Annotated in this window: 11 protein-coding genes and 1 pseudogene; 1 reads left to right on the plus strand and 11 read right to left on the minus strand. The window is 71.0% G+C overall.

The genetic code is table 11. From position 1 onward, the window contains the following. Positions 1-77: 77 nt before the first annotated feature. Both REH65_RS17550 and REH65_RS17555 read right to left on the minus strand, forming a co-directional pair. Positions 78-1,028 (minus strand): D-alanine--D-alanine ligase, encoded by a 951-nt coding sequence (locus REH65_RS17550; RefSeq protein ID WP_281457613.1) that lies wholly within the window; start codon positions 1,026-1,028, stop codon positions 78-80. A 78-nt stretch (positions 1,029-1,106) separates the two neighbouring features. Further along, positions 1,107-2,444, minus strand: coding sequence for a PLP-dependent aminotransferase family protein (locus REH65_RS17555; protein WP_281457612.1), 1,338 nt, complete (start codon positions 2,442-2,444; stop codon positions 1,107-1,109). Positions 2,445-2,778: 334 nt separating this feature from the next. Between REH65_RS17555 and REH65_RS17560 the strand changes: the two are divergent. Then, positions 2,779-3,404: pseudogene (locus REH65_RS17560) on the plus strand (GNAT family N-acetyltransferase). Between the two features lie 127 nt (positions 3,405-3,531). On the opposite strand, the gene REH65_RS17565 reads toward REH65_RS17560, so the two are convergent. The 9 genes from REH65_RS17565 to REH65_RS17605 form a co-directional block, all read right to left on the minus strand. Beyond that, positions 3,532-4,680, minus strand: coding sequence for an N-acetylmuramoyl-L-alanine amidase (locus REH65_RS17565; RefSeq protein WP_281457610.1), 1,149 nt, complete (start codon positions 4,678-4,680; stop codon positions 3,532-3,534). A gap of 313 nt (positions 4,681-4,993) precedes the next feature. Continuing rightward, a complete protein-coding gene (gene trxA, locus REH65_RS17570; RefSeq protein WP_281457609.1) occupies positions 4,994-5,320 on the minus strand; it encodes a thioredoxin in 327 nt (108 codons plus the stop codon). Positions 5,321-5,375: 55 nt separating this feature from the next. Further along, positions 5,376-6,356: a thioredoxin-disulfide reductase gene (gene trxB / locus REH65_RS17575; protein WP_281457608.1), complete on the minus strand. Its 981-nt coding sequence runs from the start codon at positions 6,354-6,356 to the stop codon at positions 5,376-5,378. A 172-nt stretch (positions 6,357-6,528) separates the two neighbouring features. Then, on the minus strand, positions 6,529-7,359 hold the full coding sequence (locus tag REH65_RS17580) for a hypothetical protein (protein ID WP_406688348.1): 831 nt from the start codon (positions 7,357-7,359) through the stop codon (positions 6,529-6,531). Next, entirely contained in the window at positions 7,356-7,961 is a 606-nt protein-coding gene (gene sigM, locus REH65_RS17585; RefSeq protein ID WP_406688349.1) for an RNA polymerase sigma factor SigM, read from the minus strand. The genes REH65_RS17580 and sigM overlap by 4 nt, the downstream gene beginning before the upstream one ends. A 133-nt stretch (positions 7,962-8,094) precedes the next feature. Beyond that, entirely contained in the window at positions 8,095-9,657 is a 1,563-nt protein-coding gene (locus tag REH65_RS17590; RefSeq protein WP_406688350.1) for a protein kinase family protein, read from the minus strand. Positions 9,658-9,741: 84 nt separating this feature from the next. Further along, complete coding sequence (murJ, locus tag REH65_RS17595; protein ID WP_406688351.1) at positions 9,742-11,559, minus strand: murein biosynthesis integral membrane protein MurJ; 1,818 nt, start codon at positions 11,557-11,559, stop codon at positions 9,742-9,744. A gap of 60 nt (positions 11,560-11,619) precedes the next feature. Beyond that, a complete protein-coding gene (locus tag REH65_RS17600) occupies positions 11,620-13,845 on the minus strand; it encodes a DUF6049 family protein (protein ID WP_406688352.1) in 2,226 nt (741 codons plus the stop codon). After that, positions 13,842-14,420 (minus strand): NUDIX hydrolase, encoded by a 579-nt coding sequence (locus tag REH65_RS17605; protein ID WP_406688353.1) that lies wholly within the window; start codon positions 14,418-14,420, stop codon positions 13,842-13,844. Before REH65_RS17605 ends, REH65_RS17600 begins: the two co-directional genes overlap by 4 nt. Positions 14,421-14,501 lie beyond the last annotated feature (81 nt).

Raw genomic sequence — 14,501 nt, forward strand, 5'->3', positions numbered from 1 at the left:
TGACGATCGGCTACCGACGAAAAAGCGGCGGACTCCGCGGAGTCCGCCGCTTTTGTTTCACGTGAAACAGGCGCGAGTCACGCGCCGCGCTTGATCGCCCGCTCGACGAGTCCGGCGTAGGTCTCCCCGAGCGACCGACCGGCCGCCTCGACCGCCATCGGCAGCAGCGAGGTCTCGGTGAGTCCCGGCGACACCTTCGCGTCGAGGAAGTGCGGGACGCCGTCGGTGTCGATGATCGCGTCCGTCCGGGAGATGTCGCGGAGCCCGAGCAGCTTGTGCGCCGCGATCGCGAGCTCTCCCGCGGCCGCCGCCGTGTCGGCGGAGATGTCGGCCGGAGCCCGGTAGTTGGTGAGCCCGGCCGTGTAGCGAGCCGTGTAGTCGTAGACGCCGTCGGCGGCCTCGATCTCGACGGCCGGCAGCGCCTCCGGCCCGTCCGGTCCCTCGACGACGGTGATCGCGACCTCGGTCCCCTCGATGAAGCGCTCGACGAGCACCGCGTCGCCGTACGACAGCGCGCCGACCATCGCGGACGGCAGGCCCTCGGCGTCCCGCACCACCTGGGCGCCCAGCCCCGAGCCGCCCTGGTCCGGCTTGAGCATCAGCGGGAGGCCGAGCTTGCCGACGAGCGCGTCGAGCACGTGCTGGGCCCCCAGCTCGCGGAAGGTCGCGTGCGGGAGAGCCACCCAGTCCGGCGTCGTCAGGCCCGCACGGGCCAACTCAGCCTTGGCAGTGGGCTTGTCCCAGGCGCGACGCGAGGCGTGCGGCCCGGTGCCGACGTAGGGGATGCCGAGCATGTCCAGCACGGCCTGCACCGAACCGTTCTCCCCCTCCCCTCCGTGCAGCGCGATGACCACGGCGTCCGGGCGCTCCTCGGTGAGACGCGACAGCAGGCGCGCGTCCGCGTCCCACTCCGCCACGGTCATGCCGACCGAGCGCAGCGCGGCGGACAGCCGGCGGCCGGAACGCAGCGACACGTCGCGCTCGTGCGAAAGCCCACCGGCGAGCACGGCAACCCAGCGATCAGACACTCTTCAAGCACCTCGGAAAAGTAGCGGTCCACCGCACCCGGAGAGGCGCAGTGGACCGGTCGTGTGGATGGGGAAAACTCACGCGGTGTCGGGCGACGGCGCCTGCGGGCCCGGCACGCTCCTGGGCGGCACGGTACCGAAGGTGCGGACCAGCTCCATCTCCTCGGACAGCGTGTTGGCGAGCCGGCGCACGCCCTCGCGGATCCGCTCCGGCGTCGGGTAGCAGTAGGACAGCCGCATCTGCCTGCTGCCGAAGCCGTCGCGGTAGAAGCCGGTGCCCGACACGTAGGCGACCCGCTGGGTCACCGCCCGCGGCAGCATCGCCTTGGTGTCCACGCCCTCCGGCACGGTCAGCCAGACGAAGAAGCCGCCCTCGGGTTTGGTCCACGTGCACCCGGCAGGCATGTACTGCTCCAGCGCGGCCATCATCGCGTCCCGGCGTTCCCGGTACTGCTCCTGGAAGATCTTGATCTGGCCCTGCCAGTCGTGCGTCGACAGGTATCGGGAGACGATCATCTGGTTCAACGTGGGCGGGCACAACGTGGCGGACTCGGCGGTGAGCACCAGCTTCTCCCGGATGGCCAGCGGGGCGAGCACCCAGCCCACGCGGAGGCCCGAGGCGAAGGTCTTCGAGAACGACCCCAGGTACACCACGTTGTCCGGGTCCATGCTCCGCAGCGCCGGGTAGGGCTTGCCGTCGAAGCCGAGCAGGCCGTACGGGTTGTCCTCGACCACGAGGATGTCGGCCTGGCGGCAGATCTCCAGGATCTCCGCCCGCCGGTTCACCGCCAGCGTGATGCCGCCCGGGTTGTGGAAGTTCGGGATCGTGTACAGGAACTTGATCCGCTTGCCCTGCTTGCCGACCTCGTCGATCGCCTGGCGCAGCGCCTCCGGCTGAAGCCCGTCGTCGTCCATCGCCACGTGGACGACCTCGGCCTGGTAGGCCCCGAAGGAACCCAGCGCGCCCACGTACGACGGGCCCTCGGCCAGGATCACGTCGCCCGGGTCGCAGAAGATGCGGGTGACCATGTCCAGGCCCATCTGGGAACCGGCGGTCACCACCACGTCGTCCGGGTGCGCGCTGATCCCTTCGAGGGCCATCACCTCGCAGATCTGCTCGCGCAGCTCCGGCACGCCGTGCGCGGAGCCGTACTGCAGCGCGACCTGCCCGTCCTCGGACACCAGGCGGGCGACCTCGGTGGCCAGCGAGTCCAGCGGGAGGGCGGCGAGGTTGGGCATGCCGCCCGCCAACGAGACCACCTCGGGGCGGCTGGCGACGGCGAAGAGAGCTCGGATCTCGGAGGCGGTCATCCCGGCCGTGCGCTCGGCGTAGCGAGCTCGGTAGGCGTCCAGGTTGCGGGCGGCCTTGTCCAGCGACTGGTCAGGCTGGTCCGGTTGGCTTCCTTGATCCGACATATCGCGCTCCCGTTTCGGTTAGGCGCACCAAGATTCGGGCGATTCTATAGGCCCTATCGTCGTGCGGTATCGCCTGTGTAACAGGCCTCTCGTCGGCGCTGGTCGGCCGCCTGGCGGCCGCGGGCTGTGCTGTCGTCGTTTCACGTGGAACATCAGGTTGGTCCCGGTCGCGCTCGTCCGCCCGTGGATCATGTTTCGGTTGCGGTTAGGGATCTCACCCCATCGAGAAGTTCCGGGTGCGTAGCGGTGCTTCCCGTCGGGCAGGTGAGCGGCCTATTCTGGCGGTACTCCCGCCGAGCAGAGCGCGGGTTGGTGCGGCTTGCCAGGAGGTCAGGTGTCGCGACGCGTGGTCGGCGTCACGCTGGACAACCTCGACCACCTGCCCCCGAAGTGCCGCCGGTGCGTCTACTGGGAGCTGGCGCCGCACATCAGGGAGCAGGCGGAGGAGTTCGGCGAGACCGAGCTGGAGAAGGAGGCCTGGGTCTCCAGCGTGCTGCTGGAGTGGGGCTCCTGCGGCCGTCTCATCTACGTCGACGGCGTCCCGGCCGGGTACGCGATCTACGCGCCTCCCGCCGCCGTGCCGCGCGCCGCGTCCTTCCCGACCGCCCCGGTGAGCGCTGATGCCGTGCTGCTCACGGCTCTGAAGGTCACGCCCGAGTTCGAGGACGGCGGCCTGGGCCGCGTCCTGGTGCAGCAGACGTCGCCAAGGACCTGACCCGGCGCGGCGTGAAGGCGGTCGAGGCGTTCGGCGATCTGACCGGCGAGGCCGAGAGCTGCGTGATCCCGGCCGGTTTCCTGCAGCAGGTGGGCTTCAAGACGGTCCGCCAGCACCCGAAGTGGCCGCGGATGCGGCTGGAGCTGCGGACCGCCATCAGCTGGAAGGAAGACGTCGAAGCGGCCCTGGAGCGCCTCCTGACGTCGGTCACCATCAAGACGGCGGAACCCGCCGTCGGAGGGTGATCGGTTCGCCGACTCCGGGAGCCGAGACCGGTGTATCGCCGATGCACGGCGCTGCGGCTGTCCTCACCGGAGAGCCGCTCAGAACCCGCGGCGGCGGGTGGTTCCCTGAAGAGCGGTTCGGAAGCTCTCAGGCGCCCTCAGCGCGCGCCAGCTCGTGGCGCAGCAGGTCGTCGAAGGTGAACGTGCCCGTGGGCTGGTCGTCCTTGCCGAGCAGGTAGAGCCGCTTGACCGCGACCAGCAGGCCCTCGGCCACCACGTCGCGGAACGACGGGTCGAGCAGGCGGCTGCGGTCGGCCTCGTTGGTCAGGTAGCCGAGCTCCATCCGGACCGCGGGCATACGGGTCAGCCGGAGGACGTCCCAGGTCTTCGGGTGGGACCGGCAGTCGCGCATGCCGGTGCGGGCCACGATCTCGCGCTGCAGGAACCCGGCCAGCGCCTCCCCCACCGTCGAGGTGGTGCCGTTGCCGGTGCCGAAGTGGAAGCTCGCGACGCCGTCGGCCAGCGGCGACGGGTTGGCGTCCAGGTGCAGCGACAGGAACATGTCGGCACCCGCCTCGTTGGCGAACGCGGCGCGGTCGGCGTCGGGCGGGCAGGCGTTCGGGCCGCGCGTGATCAGCGCTTCCATGCCGGTGGCCACCATCCGGCCCTCCAGCCGGCGGGCCAGGTCCCAGGTCAGGTCGGCCTCGGAGACGTCGCCGACGGTCACACCGCGGTCCGAACCGCCGTGACCCGGGTCGATCACGATGCGCTTGCCGCGCAGCCGCGGACCGGCCCGGCGGACCTTCTCCTGCTCGCGCAGGAACACCGGGCGGCCGCCGCGGACCTTGGGGGCGAGCTGCTTGAGGGCGCGCAGGGTGCCGGGGCCGCAGATGCCGTCCGGGGTGAGCCCGTAGTCGCGCTGGAAGCTGCGCAGCGCCTGCTCCGTCTCGGCGCTGAAGATGCCGTCCGGTCGTCCCGCGTCGTAGCCCAGCTCCAGGAGCCGCTCCTGCAGGGCGAACACGTCGTCGCCGCTGACCGGCTTGGACACCAGGAAGGCGAGCGAGCGGTCGCCGAGGCGCCAGCGGGCGTCGGTGAGAGCGCGGTAGGTGGCCGGGCCGACGACGCCGTCGGTGATCAGGCCGCGCTGCTGCTGGAATCCGCGTACCGCTTGTTCCACCGCTTCGTCGAAGATCGCGGACCCCGGCCGACCGTTGGCCGGCAGCAGTCCCAGCGACGCAAGGGTGTTCTTGATCTCGGCAACGGCCGGACCGACGTCACCGCGGTGGAGCAGCTGCATGCACTCCTCGCTCGATTCAGGCGTCGGCGCGACACCGACGCGGAGGATGATCGGGTTGCCCCGAGTTCTGCGTTTGCGGAGCGGGCCCGCTGCCGGCGGACCCGTCGGGTCATTGTGCCTTGTGCTGCGCACCCCGGCGCTGCGGCCCAGGGGCAGTGGGTCGGACGTGCGACGACGGACCGTACACGACTGATCCCGCACGGCGGTGAAAACACGAACCCGCCGTCACTGTCCTATCGACAAGACGGCGGGTCCGCGTTATTCGGTTGCCTCGAAACGAGGCTGATTTCACAGCGAAATCACAGGTTCGCGATCAGAGGTAGTCCTCGAGGTCCGACAGCAGCGCGGCCTTCGGCTTGGCACCGACGATCTGCTTGACCGGCTCGCCGTTCTTGAAGACCAGCAGGGTCGGGACCGACATCACCTGGTAGTCGCGGGAAACGGTGGGGTTCTGGTCGATGTCGAGCTTGGCGACGGTGATCTTGTCGGCGTGCTCGTCGGCGATCTCCTCCAGCACCGGGGCGACCATCTTGCACGGGCCGCACCAGGTGGCCCAGAAGTCGACCAGCACGGGCTTGTCGCTGTCGAGAACGGTGCTCTTGAAGGAATCGGCGTCCACGGTCACGGTGTTGCCGGCCATGCTCATCTCCCTTGTGTTGAAAGTGGGGTGGTCTGGGTGTCGGGGACGGCGGGCCTCAGGCCCCGTAGCCGCCGCCGACCAGCTCGGAGGCGATCTCGGCCTGCGGGGTCTCGTTCTCGGCGAGCCAGCGCTCCGCGTCGATCGCGGCGGAGCAACCGGAACCGGCGGCGGTGATGGCCTGCCGGTAGGTGTGGTCCACCAGGTCACCGCAGGCGAACACGCCGGGGATGCCGGTGTGCGTGCTGGGCTGCTGCACCTGCACGTAGCCCTCGTCGTCGAGGGTGACCTGACCGCGCACCAGCTCGCTGCGCGGGTCGTGGCCGATGGCCACGAACATGCCGCTCACGGCCAGCTCGGAGGTCTCGTCGGTGACGGTGTCGCGCAGCTTCAGCGAGGCGACCTTGCCCTCGCCCTGCACCTCGTCGACGGCCTTGTTGGTCAGCCACTTGATCTTCTCGTTGGCCCGCGCGCGCTCCAGCATGATCTTGGAGGCGCGGAACTCCTCGCGGCGGTGGATGATCGTCACCGACTTCGCGAAGCGGGTCAGGAAGGTGGCCTCCTCCATCGCGGAGTCACCGCCGCCGATGACGGCGATGTCCTGGTCGCGGAAGAAGAACCCGTCGCAGGTCGCGCAGGCGGACACACCGCGGCCGAGCAGCGTCTCCTCGCCCGGGACGCCCAGGTAGCGCGCCGCGGCGCCCATCGCGAGGATGACCGCGCGAGCCCGGTACTCGACCCCGTTGGCGACGACGGTCTTGACGTCACCGGCGAGGTCGATGCGCTCGACGTCCTCGGTGCGCAGCTCGGCACCGAAGCGCTCGGCCTGGGAGCGCATCTGCTCCATGAGGTCGGGACCCATGATCCCGTCCTTGAACCCCGGGTAGTTCTCCACCTCGGTGGTGGTCATCAAGGCGCCACCGAACTGGGTTCCCTCGAAGATCACCGGCTCCAGCTCTGCCCGGGCCGCGTACACCGCAGCGGTGTAGCCGGCCGGACCGGAACCAACGATGATCACGTTGCGGACGTCGCTGGTCACCGTGCCCCTTCCCTCGTCGCGTCTGCGCCGCGCAAGGAGCGCGACCGTATTGGCATCAACGCGATCCTATTCGGCGATGTTCCCGATCTCCGGGACCCGGTGCCGCAGCGCACAACGCGCCCGGTCCCTCCCACGATGCGGGAGAAACCGGGCGCGTCGCGGACGCCGCGACCTAGCCGCCGAACGTGCTGTCGGAGATGGTCGAGGGGTTGCCGCTGGCGCAGTCGGGGCCGACCGCTAAGAGGCGGAACTTGCCGAGGCCACCGCCCGGCAGGATCAGCAGCTGCGCGGGCTTGCCGTTGAGGGTGATCTCGCGGGCGCCCATCGGTGTGCCGCCCTGCACGCCGTTGGCCCGCAGGCAGCCGATCAGCTGCTGCGGGTCGGCGAGCGCGGACACGTACTGGTCCGAGGACATGACCTGCGAGAACTGCTGCCCGTCGAGGTGCACCTGGTCGCCGGACAGGGCCAGCGGTGCGCCCTGGTTCCCGTGCTGGTGCGACGGGGCCGGTGGCTGCGCGGTGTGGCTGTCGCTCCCGGTGCCGGGCAGGACAGCGAAGATCACCGCCGCCGCGGCCGCCGCGACGCCCACGAGCCCGGCGCCGAGCGTCATCCGGCGGCGACGGCGGGCCTTGGCCGCGGCGAAGTCGACGACCTGCGCCGAGCCGCCGGTCGCAGCTGCCGGGCTGGTCACCGGGGTCGACATCGTTGGCACCGGCCGGGTCGGCTCCTGCTCGGCGGTCCAGGCGCGGACCTCGTCCTGCAGCGCCGCGTCGATCCGGGCCGAGACGTCGTCCGGGATGGTCAGCGGGGGCAGGTCGGAGAGGTCGGCGCTGGTGGCGTCCAGCGCGGCCATGATCTCCCGCGCCTCCGGGTCGGCCTCGACCTGGCGGCGCAGCTCGTCGGCGGTCGGGCCGTCCAGCACTCCCGCGTGCAGATCGGCCAGCAGGTCCAGGGACCAAGGAGGTCCCTGCGGCGCCCCCGCGCGCCCGCTCTCCCCACTCATCGTCCCTCCCGTCGACGCATTGCCATCGCGTCATCTGGGACGTTCGCATCTGCACTTGGGTTCCGCAGGTGCCCCAGAAGTTTCGCGAGCCTGGCTCGACCGCGCGCGCACCGGCTCTTGATGGTGCCGTCGGCGACCCCGAGCATCACGGCGGTTTCGGCCACCGAATACCCCTCCACATCGACCAGGACGATCGCGGCGCGCTGGTCCTCCGGGAGCTGGGCCAGCGCGTCCTGCACGGCCATTCTGGTGTCCTGATCGGCGATCGCGTCGCGCGGGACCGCCGGTTCGGGTCCGGTCTCCGGCAGCGGGACCGTGGGCCGCGCCTGACGGCGGCGGATCCGGTCCAGGCAGGCGTTCACGACGATCCGGTGCAGCCACGTGGTGACCTGGGACTCGGCGCGGAACGACGCGGCGTTGCGGAAGGCCGAGATCATCGCGTCCTGCAGCGCGTCCGCCGCTTCGTCGGGGTCGCGCATGGTCCGCAGGGCCACGGCCCACAGCCGATCCCGATGTCGTCGGAAGAGCTCGGAGAACGCATGCGGATCCCCGTGTGTGTGCGCCGCGATGAGCTCGGCGTCGGAAGGGGCAGGGACAGACACGGCTCAAGACAATACTGACCGTGAGTCGGCGCCAGGGCGGAGTGCGGAATTGTGACCGAATTCCGCTGGTCGTCAACGAAAAAGCGGATGTGATCGTGACTGCGATCACATCCGCTTCGTCGGGTTCTCCCGGTCAGGCGGCGCTTCCGGAGACCGTGATCTCGTTGATCTTGGAGCTGTACTCGCCGCCGTCCTGCGCGAGCTGGGTGAGCACCACCATGATCTTGCTGCTCGGGGCGACCGCCTCCAGCTTGATCGGCGTGTCACCGGCGTTGAGGGTCGCGCTGCCCAGCAGCTTGGAGTTCATGCTCGGCGAGCCGTCGACCTGGCGGATCTCCACCCTGGAACCGGCGCTCGGCGAGTTGATGACGACCTGCTGCAGCACCGCAGGGCGCTCCAGTGTCAGCACGGCACCGGTGGCGGTGTTGATGCCGCCGGGGCCCAGCTGCTGGAAGTAGCCGAAGGTCGACCAGTAGGTGCTCGGGTCGCCGTCGAAGAGGTTGTTGATCCGCGCGGGCGCGTCGGGATTGCCCTGCGCCGTGAACGACGTGCCCTCCGAGATCCGCACCGGTGCCGCCTGCGGGGACGGTTGCTGGGCGGACGTCCCCGGGTTGTTGCCGCTGATCACCGTGCCCGTGCCGCTGGACTGGTTCGACTCGGTGAAGATGCCGATCACGCCGACCGCGATCCAGCCGATCACCAGGATCGTCGCCACCGCGAGCACGCCGACGCTGACCGCGAGCTTCTTGTTCCGCGTCTTGTCCGGCTTCGGGTCCTCGCGCCGCCACACCTCGTTGGACTCGGCGGGCGGGGCGCCGTTGGACAGGGTGTTGGTCGGCTCGTAGGTCGCGTACTGCTCCAGCACCCGCAGCACGGCGGCGCCGGTGCGGACTCCCCCGGTGGTGCCGGTCGAGTCCGGGTTGCCGAGCGCGCGGACCGCGACGGTGGACAGCTCCATCGGCACGGTCGGGCGCAGCGTGCGCGGCGCGACGAGGTTCCCGTCCGGTCCGGTCGGTGCCGCCGGCAGCCCCTCGGGCGCGTCGCCCAGCGCCCAGCGCCCGGTGAGCAGCAGGTACAGCGCGGCGCCGAGCCCCCGCACGTCGTCGCTGGAGGTGGCGTGCGCCAGCGGACCCGGGAACGCCATCCGCACTTCGCCTTCCGGCGTGACCCGGATGCGCTGCGGGTGATCGGCCCCGAGGACGAGCCCGGCGTGGTGCGCCGCCTCGACGGCCGCGGCCAGCGGCTGCATCAGCCGGGCGGCGGTTCCGGGCGGCAGCGGGCCCTCGGCGACCAGGTCCAGCAGATCGGTGCCGTGGGTCCACTCGGCGATGACCAGACCGAGGACTCCGGGCGGGTCGCCTGCGGACGAGGTGACGACGTCGAGCACCCGCGCGACGCCGACGTGGTTGAAGGTGCTGGCGTGCATCGCGCGTTCCAGGGTGCGTCGCGCGTTGGTGGCGGCCTCGGCGTCCGCGCGATCCCCGACCAGGATCGTCAGCGCGACGTCGCGGCCGAGGACTCCGTCCTTGGCACGCCACAGTTCTGCGTTGCAGCGTTCGTCCGAGCCGACTTGGGAGAGCAGCCGATACCGGCCGTGGTCCAAGACCCGGCCCGGTGTGAGCTGCTCCGCCGGAGCATCGGCTCCCGGTTCGTCGTCGCTGTCCGCCGCGATCCGCTCGGTGGGTTTGCTGGTCACCTTCCCTCTCCCGCTCCTTCCGGTCCGCCTACGGGTTGCCCTCACGGAAGGAGACTTCGTAGACGAGGGTACGTGACGTGAAAGTCAGCGACGACGTAGCAAACCGGTGAGGCGCCCGATCGCAGGCTGAAGTTCCGCCACTCGAAGCATGGACATCAACCCGAAGATCACCGCGAACCCGACGGCGCTGCCGATCAGCAGCTGCAGCCACCCGGTCCCCGCCCCGGCCGCACCCGGGATCAGCGCGTCGACGCCGACGGCGACACCCCACGCGGCGAGTCCGCCGATCACCGAGGCGACCAGCGATTTCCCCGCTGTGGCCAGGAATCGGCCGCTGCCGAGCGGTCCGAGCCGGTGCCGCAGCCAGGCCTCGCCGACCAACCACCCGACGATGAACGTGAAGGAGTTGACGAAGGTCAGGCCGTAGACGATCTGATCGGACGGCAGGATCGCCGCGACGAGGATCGCCAGCAGCACCTTCGCCGCGGTCATCACGACCATGATCAGCGTCGGGGTGCGGGCATCGCTGAGCGCGTTGAACGTCCGCATCTGCATCATCGTCAGCGCGTACGGCAGCACGCCGAAGGCCGAAATCGCCAGCGCCACACCGAGCGTCGTGGCCGAGCCGGTCTCGCCGCGCAGCGCGAACAGGGACAGCGCCAGCGGCACGCCCAGCGCGGTCATGACCGCGCTGACCGGCATCAGGGTCACCGTCGACAACCGGTTGCCCAGCGACAGGTCGTCGATCACCTTGGCGTAGTCCTCGTCCGCCGCGGCCGCCGACATCCGCGGCAGGATCGCGGTCATGATCGAGAAGCCGATGACGCCGTAGGGCAGCTGCAGCAGCATCCAGACGTAGTTGTAGGTCGACCAGCCGCCCTCGTCACCGGTGAAGGCCACCCGGCTCAGCGCGACCAGGCCGACCTGGCTGACCGCGACGTAGGCCAGCATCCACAGCGCCAGCCCGCCGAACTCCGACAGCCGCGAGTCCCAGCCCCAGCGCCAGCGGAAGGTGAAACCGGTGGCGCGCAGCGCCGGGATCTGGATCGCGGCCTGGCTGACGACGCCGAGCGTGACGCCGATGCCGAGCACCAGCACGTGCGCGTCGGTCATCGACACGGGGTTCAGCGACATCTGGCCCGGCAGCAGCATGTACACGCCGATCGTGACGATCACGACCAGGTTGTTGACCACCGGCGCCCAGGCCGGCGGGCTGAAGATCTGCTTGGACTGCAGGATCGCGCCGGCCAGCGCGGACAGGCCGTAGAAGAAGATCTGCGGCAGCAGCAGGTAGGCCAGGACGTTGACCAGCTCGGTGTTCGAGGTGTCCGACTCGGTGACGAAGATCCAGGTCAGCAGCGGCGCGGCGACGACGGCGATGAGCGTGCCGATGCCCAGCACCACCACGGCCAGCGTCATCATCTGCTGCACGAACCGCTGCCCGCCGTCGGCGTCGGCCTTCTGCGAGCGCACCAGCACCGGCACCACGACGCTGGTCAGCACGCCACCGATGAGCAGCTCGAAGATGCTGTTGGGCAGCGTGTTGGAGACGTTGAACGAGTCGTTGACGACGCCGAAGCCGACCGCGAACGCCAGCAGCAGCTTCCAGAGGAAGCCGGTGATCCGGCTGATCAGGGTGGCGATGGCCATCGAACCGCTGGCCTTGAGCAGCGACGGCTTGCCCGGCGACACCGGCCTGATGACCTGGGTCTGCTCGGCGGACTGCTCGAAGGCCTGGTCCGGTCCGGGCTCGGCGGGGATGGCGGAGATCGGCTGCGTCTCGGCGACGTGCCAGCCGTGCCGCTCGTTCGGGCCCGCCTGCCCCTGCCGCGGGTTGCGGTTGATCGGCATCGTCGGGCTGTCGTGCTGCCCGCCGGACCCCCTGGGATCGTGTCGGTTCACTACCTCAATCCTTACCCGCGCCTGCGCCGCCCGGCGTTCCGGGACGTGCGCACCAGGATCTCAGCCCCGGTCGCGGTCGCCTTCGGTGGTGGGCCGCTGCGCGGCGGGGGTGCCGGTGACGGCGTGCGCGAGCGGCTGCGTCTGGGCCGCGTCGGCCGCCTGCTGAGCTGCGGTCTTGCGCTCGCGGCGGGCCCTGGCCTTGTTCAGGATCCGGCGCACCGACAGCAGCACCAGCACGGCCCCGGCGATGCCGGTCAGCCACGGGATCAGCGCGCCGTACTCGGTGGACTCCATCGGCATCCGCTTGGTGGCGCCCAGCGGGGTGCCCGCGCCGGCGGTGACGCTGATGTCGACCATGAACCGGCCGGCGCGCTGCGCGGAGGCCTCCAGCATGAACTGCCGCCGCCCGTTGGCGGGCACGGTGGCCAGGCCGCCGCCGAAGTCGTGCTGCACCTCGACGCCGGGCACGTTCGGGATCTTGAACCGGATGCCGACGGTGAACGGCAGGTCGTTGACCACGGTGACCGGGATCGGGCTGTCCGAGGACAGCCGGTTGGTGGTGCCCGGGTACTCCTCGATGCGGACCTTGCCGAGCATGTCCCTGATCGGCGAGGTCGCGCGGCGCACCCAGTCCTCGGCCGCGCCGGAGTTCCCGCGCCAGGCGCTGGAGACGCCGTGCAGCAGACCGTTGCGCAGCGGTGTCGTGACCCGGCCGGGTTCGACGGTCTGGGCGCGGTCCGACTCCGAGGAGCGGGCCAGGTCGCCGACCTTGAAGTTCTGCGCCGCGAGCTGGTCGATCACCTCGCGCGGGATCTCCGAGCCGCCGGCCTGCACCGGGTAGGTCAGGTCGGCCTCGGCGAGCGTCGCGGGGTTCGGCTCGGGCAGCGCGGTGAGCCGGATCAGGCCGTCGGCGTCGAGCTTGGACAGCCCGGTGAGCAGGCCGCGCAGGTCGTCGGCGCGCATGTTCCAGCGGCGCGGCGGCGCCAGCACCGAGGTGGCGTTGGGGATGTAGCCGCCGGTGGCCCGGAACGCGAGCGCGCCGAGCGCGTTCTGCGAGGTCAGCGACCCGCCGCCGGGCGGCGAGGGCTGGGTGACCTCCTGCTGGGTGTCGCGGTTCGGGTCCAGCGCGGAGGCCATCAGCGGGTCGATCGGGATGGCGGTGGTGTTGCTGCCGCGCAGCTTGACCGGGGTCAGCGAGCCGACCGGGATGTTCATCGCGCGCGTGTCGAGCAGCATCGTCGACGGCAGGTCGCCGGCCTTCGGGTCGGCGATCGCGCCCTCGATCGGCCACAGCACGTCGCGGGGGTCGACGCCGAGCCCGTCCGGCGCGCTGAGCAGCTGGGAACCGTCCATCGCGCCGTTGACGAGGTCGGGCAGCCCGGCGCGGCCGAGCGCGACGACGTCGGCGTCGGCGTAGGGCAGCGGGATGACGCAGCGGCCGGTGGTGGCCTGGCGGAGCTTGGTCAGCCACAGGTCGGCGGCGGAGCGGCCGATGCCCTCGACGAGGCTGCCGTTGGGCTGGCGGACCTGGTAGCCGCCCTGCATCGCCTTGGCGGTGATGAGCAGGTCCGGGTCGATGGCGAAGCACAGCGCGTTGCCCAGCGAGGACCCGGCGGGGGCGCTGTCGCTGATGGCTTGCACGAGGTCGTAGAGCCGCCCGCCGGGCGCGAGAGAGGTGGACAGCTGGTCGTCGACGAGCACCGCGCGACCGCCGGGCAGCGCCTCGCGCTCCAGGCGCGGGGTGTCGACGATCGGCACGATCAGGCTCGTCGGGGTGGCCTGCGCGGGCCGCATCGGCGGCTGGCCGGGAACCGCGGTGACCGGCAGCAGGAACTGGGTCTCGGCGACGCCGGTGCGCCCGGCCTGGATCTCGACCAGCAGCGGGTAGACACCGGGCTGGCTCAGCTGCAGCGAGTTCGCGCCGGTCAGCGGGACGCGGATCTGGACGGGGGTCGACCGGCCGGGTTCGAGCCGGTCGGCGATCGGGGCGGAGGCGGGCTCGGTGATGCCGCTGGAGCCCTCGCGGATGGCGCGCTGCACGGCGGGTTCGCTGGTGGGCGGTGCGCCGCGCTCGACGTGGGCCTGGATCCCGGTGAGCGCGCGGCCGCTGCGGTTGGTCAGCGTGCCGCTGACGACGACCTCTCCCGGAGATCCGCCACCCACCACCGATGGCGTGACCTTGGTCACGTCGAAGTCGGCTGAGTTGCCGCTCTGCGCGGTCGCCTGGGTGACCGGCAGCATCGCGAACAACAGCACCGCGCACAGCGCGGCCAGCAGAAACCTCACGTCTGCTCCGTCCCGCTCCCTCTCGTCGGTCGTGCCCCGAGGCGCTCGCCTCCCGCGAGACCGTCCGCGTCGCCGTCGCGCTCGCCGCGGTCGCGCAGGCTCAGGGCCCGGCGCACCAGCCGGCGTTCGTCGGCGTAGGCCAACACCTCGTCCAGCTCACCGAGCGGCACCCACGCCACCTCGGTGACCTCCACGTCCTCGTCGGACAGCTCTCCGCCCACCGCGTCCAGCAGGAAGTGGTGAACGGTCTTGTGGATTCGCCGATTCCCTGCGACGAACCAGTAATCGATGGTGCCGATCGCGGTCACCACGCGGCCGATGATGCCGGTCTCCTCGGCGACCTCGCGCACCGCGGTCTGCTCCGGCGTCTCACCAGGCTCGATGTGCCCCTTCGGCAACGACCACAACAGCCGCCCCCTGCGATCCAGCCTCCCGATGATCGCAGCCAGCCCGTGATCGCCGTCGATCACCAGTCCGCCGGCCGAGGTCTCGTCGACCGTCCGCAGCCGACGCCGCCGGCGCCGGTTCCGACGCCCCGGCTGGGAACCGCCGGAGCGGCCGGGCGACGGGGGCATGGCCCCGATGGTAGTGCGTGGTCGGATCGCGTGGTCGTCTCGCACGGGCCCCGGCCGGTGGAACCTCGGGCGCGCGTCGTG

The sequence above is a fragment of the Saccharopolyspora sp. ID03-671 genome (genome assembly GCF_045278815.1).
In the GTDB taxonomy this organism is placed as follows: domain Bacteria; phylum Actinomycetota; class Actinomycetes; order Mycobacteriales; family Pseudonocardiaceae; genus Saccharopolyspora; species Saccharopolyspora ipomoeae.

Bases quoted from the DNA above. Each gene is read 5' to 3' on its own strand.
- trxA (WP_281457609.1), bottom strand. From the start codon at position 5,320: ATGGCCGGCAACACCGTGACCGTGGACGCCGATTCCTTCAAGAGCACC.
- REH65_RS17605 (WP_406688353.1), bottom strand. From the start codon at position 14,420: ATGCCCCCGTCGCCCGGCCGCTCCGGCGGTTCCCAGCCGGGGCGTCGG.
- REH65_RS17565 (WP_281457610.1), bottom strand. From the start codon at position 4,680: ATGCAGCTGCTCCACCGCGGTGACGTCGGTCCGGCCGTTGCCGAGATC.
- REH65_RS17555 (WP_281457612.1), bottom strand. From the start codon at position 2,444: ATGTCGGATCAAGGAAGCCAACCGGACCAGCCTGACCAGTCGCTGGAC.
- REH65_RS17580 (WP_406688348.1), bottom strand. From the start codon at position 7,359: ATGAGTGGGGAGAGCGGGCGCGCGGGGGCGCCGCAGGGACCTCCTTGG.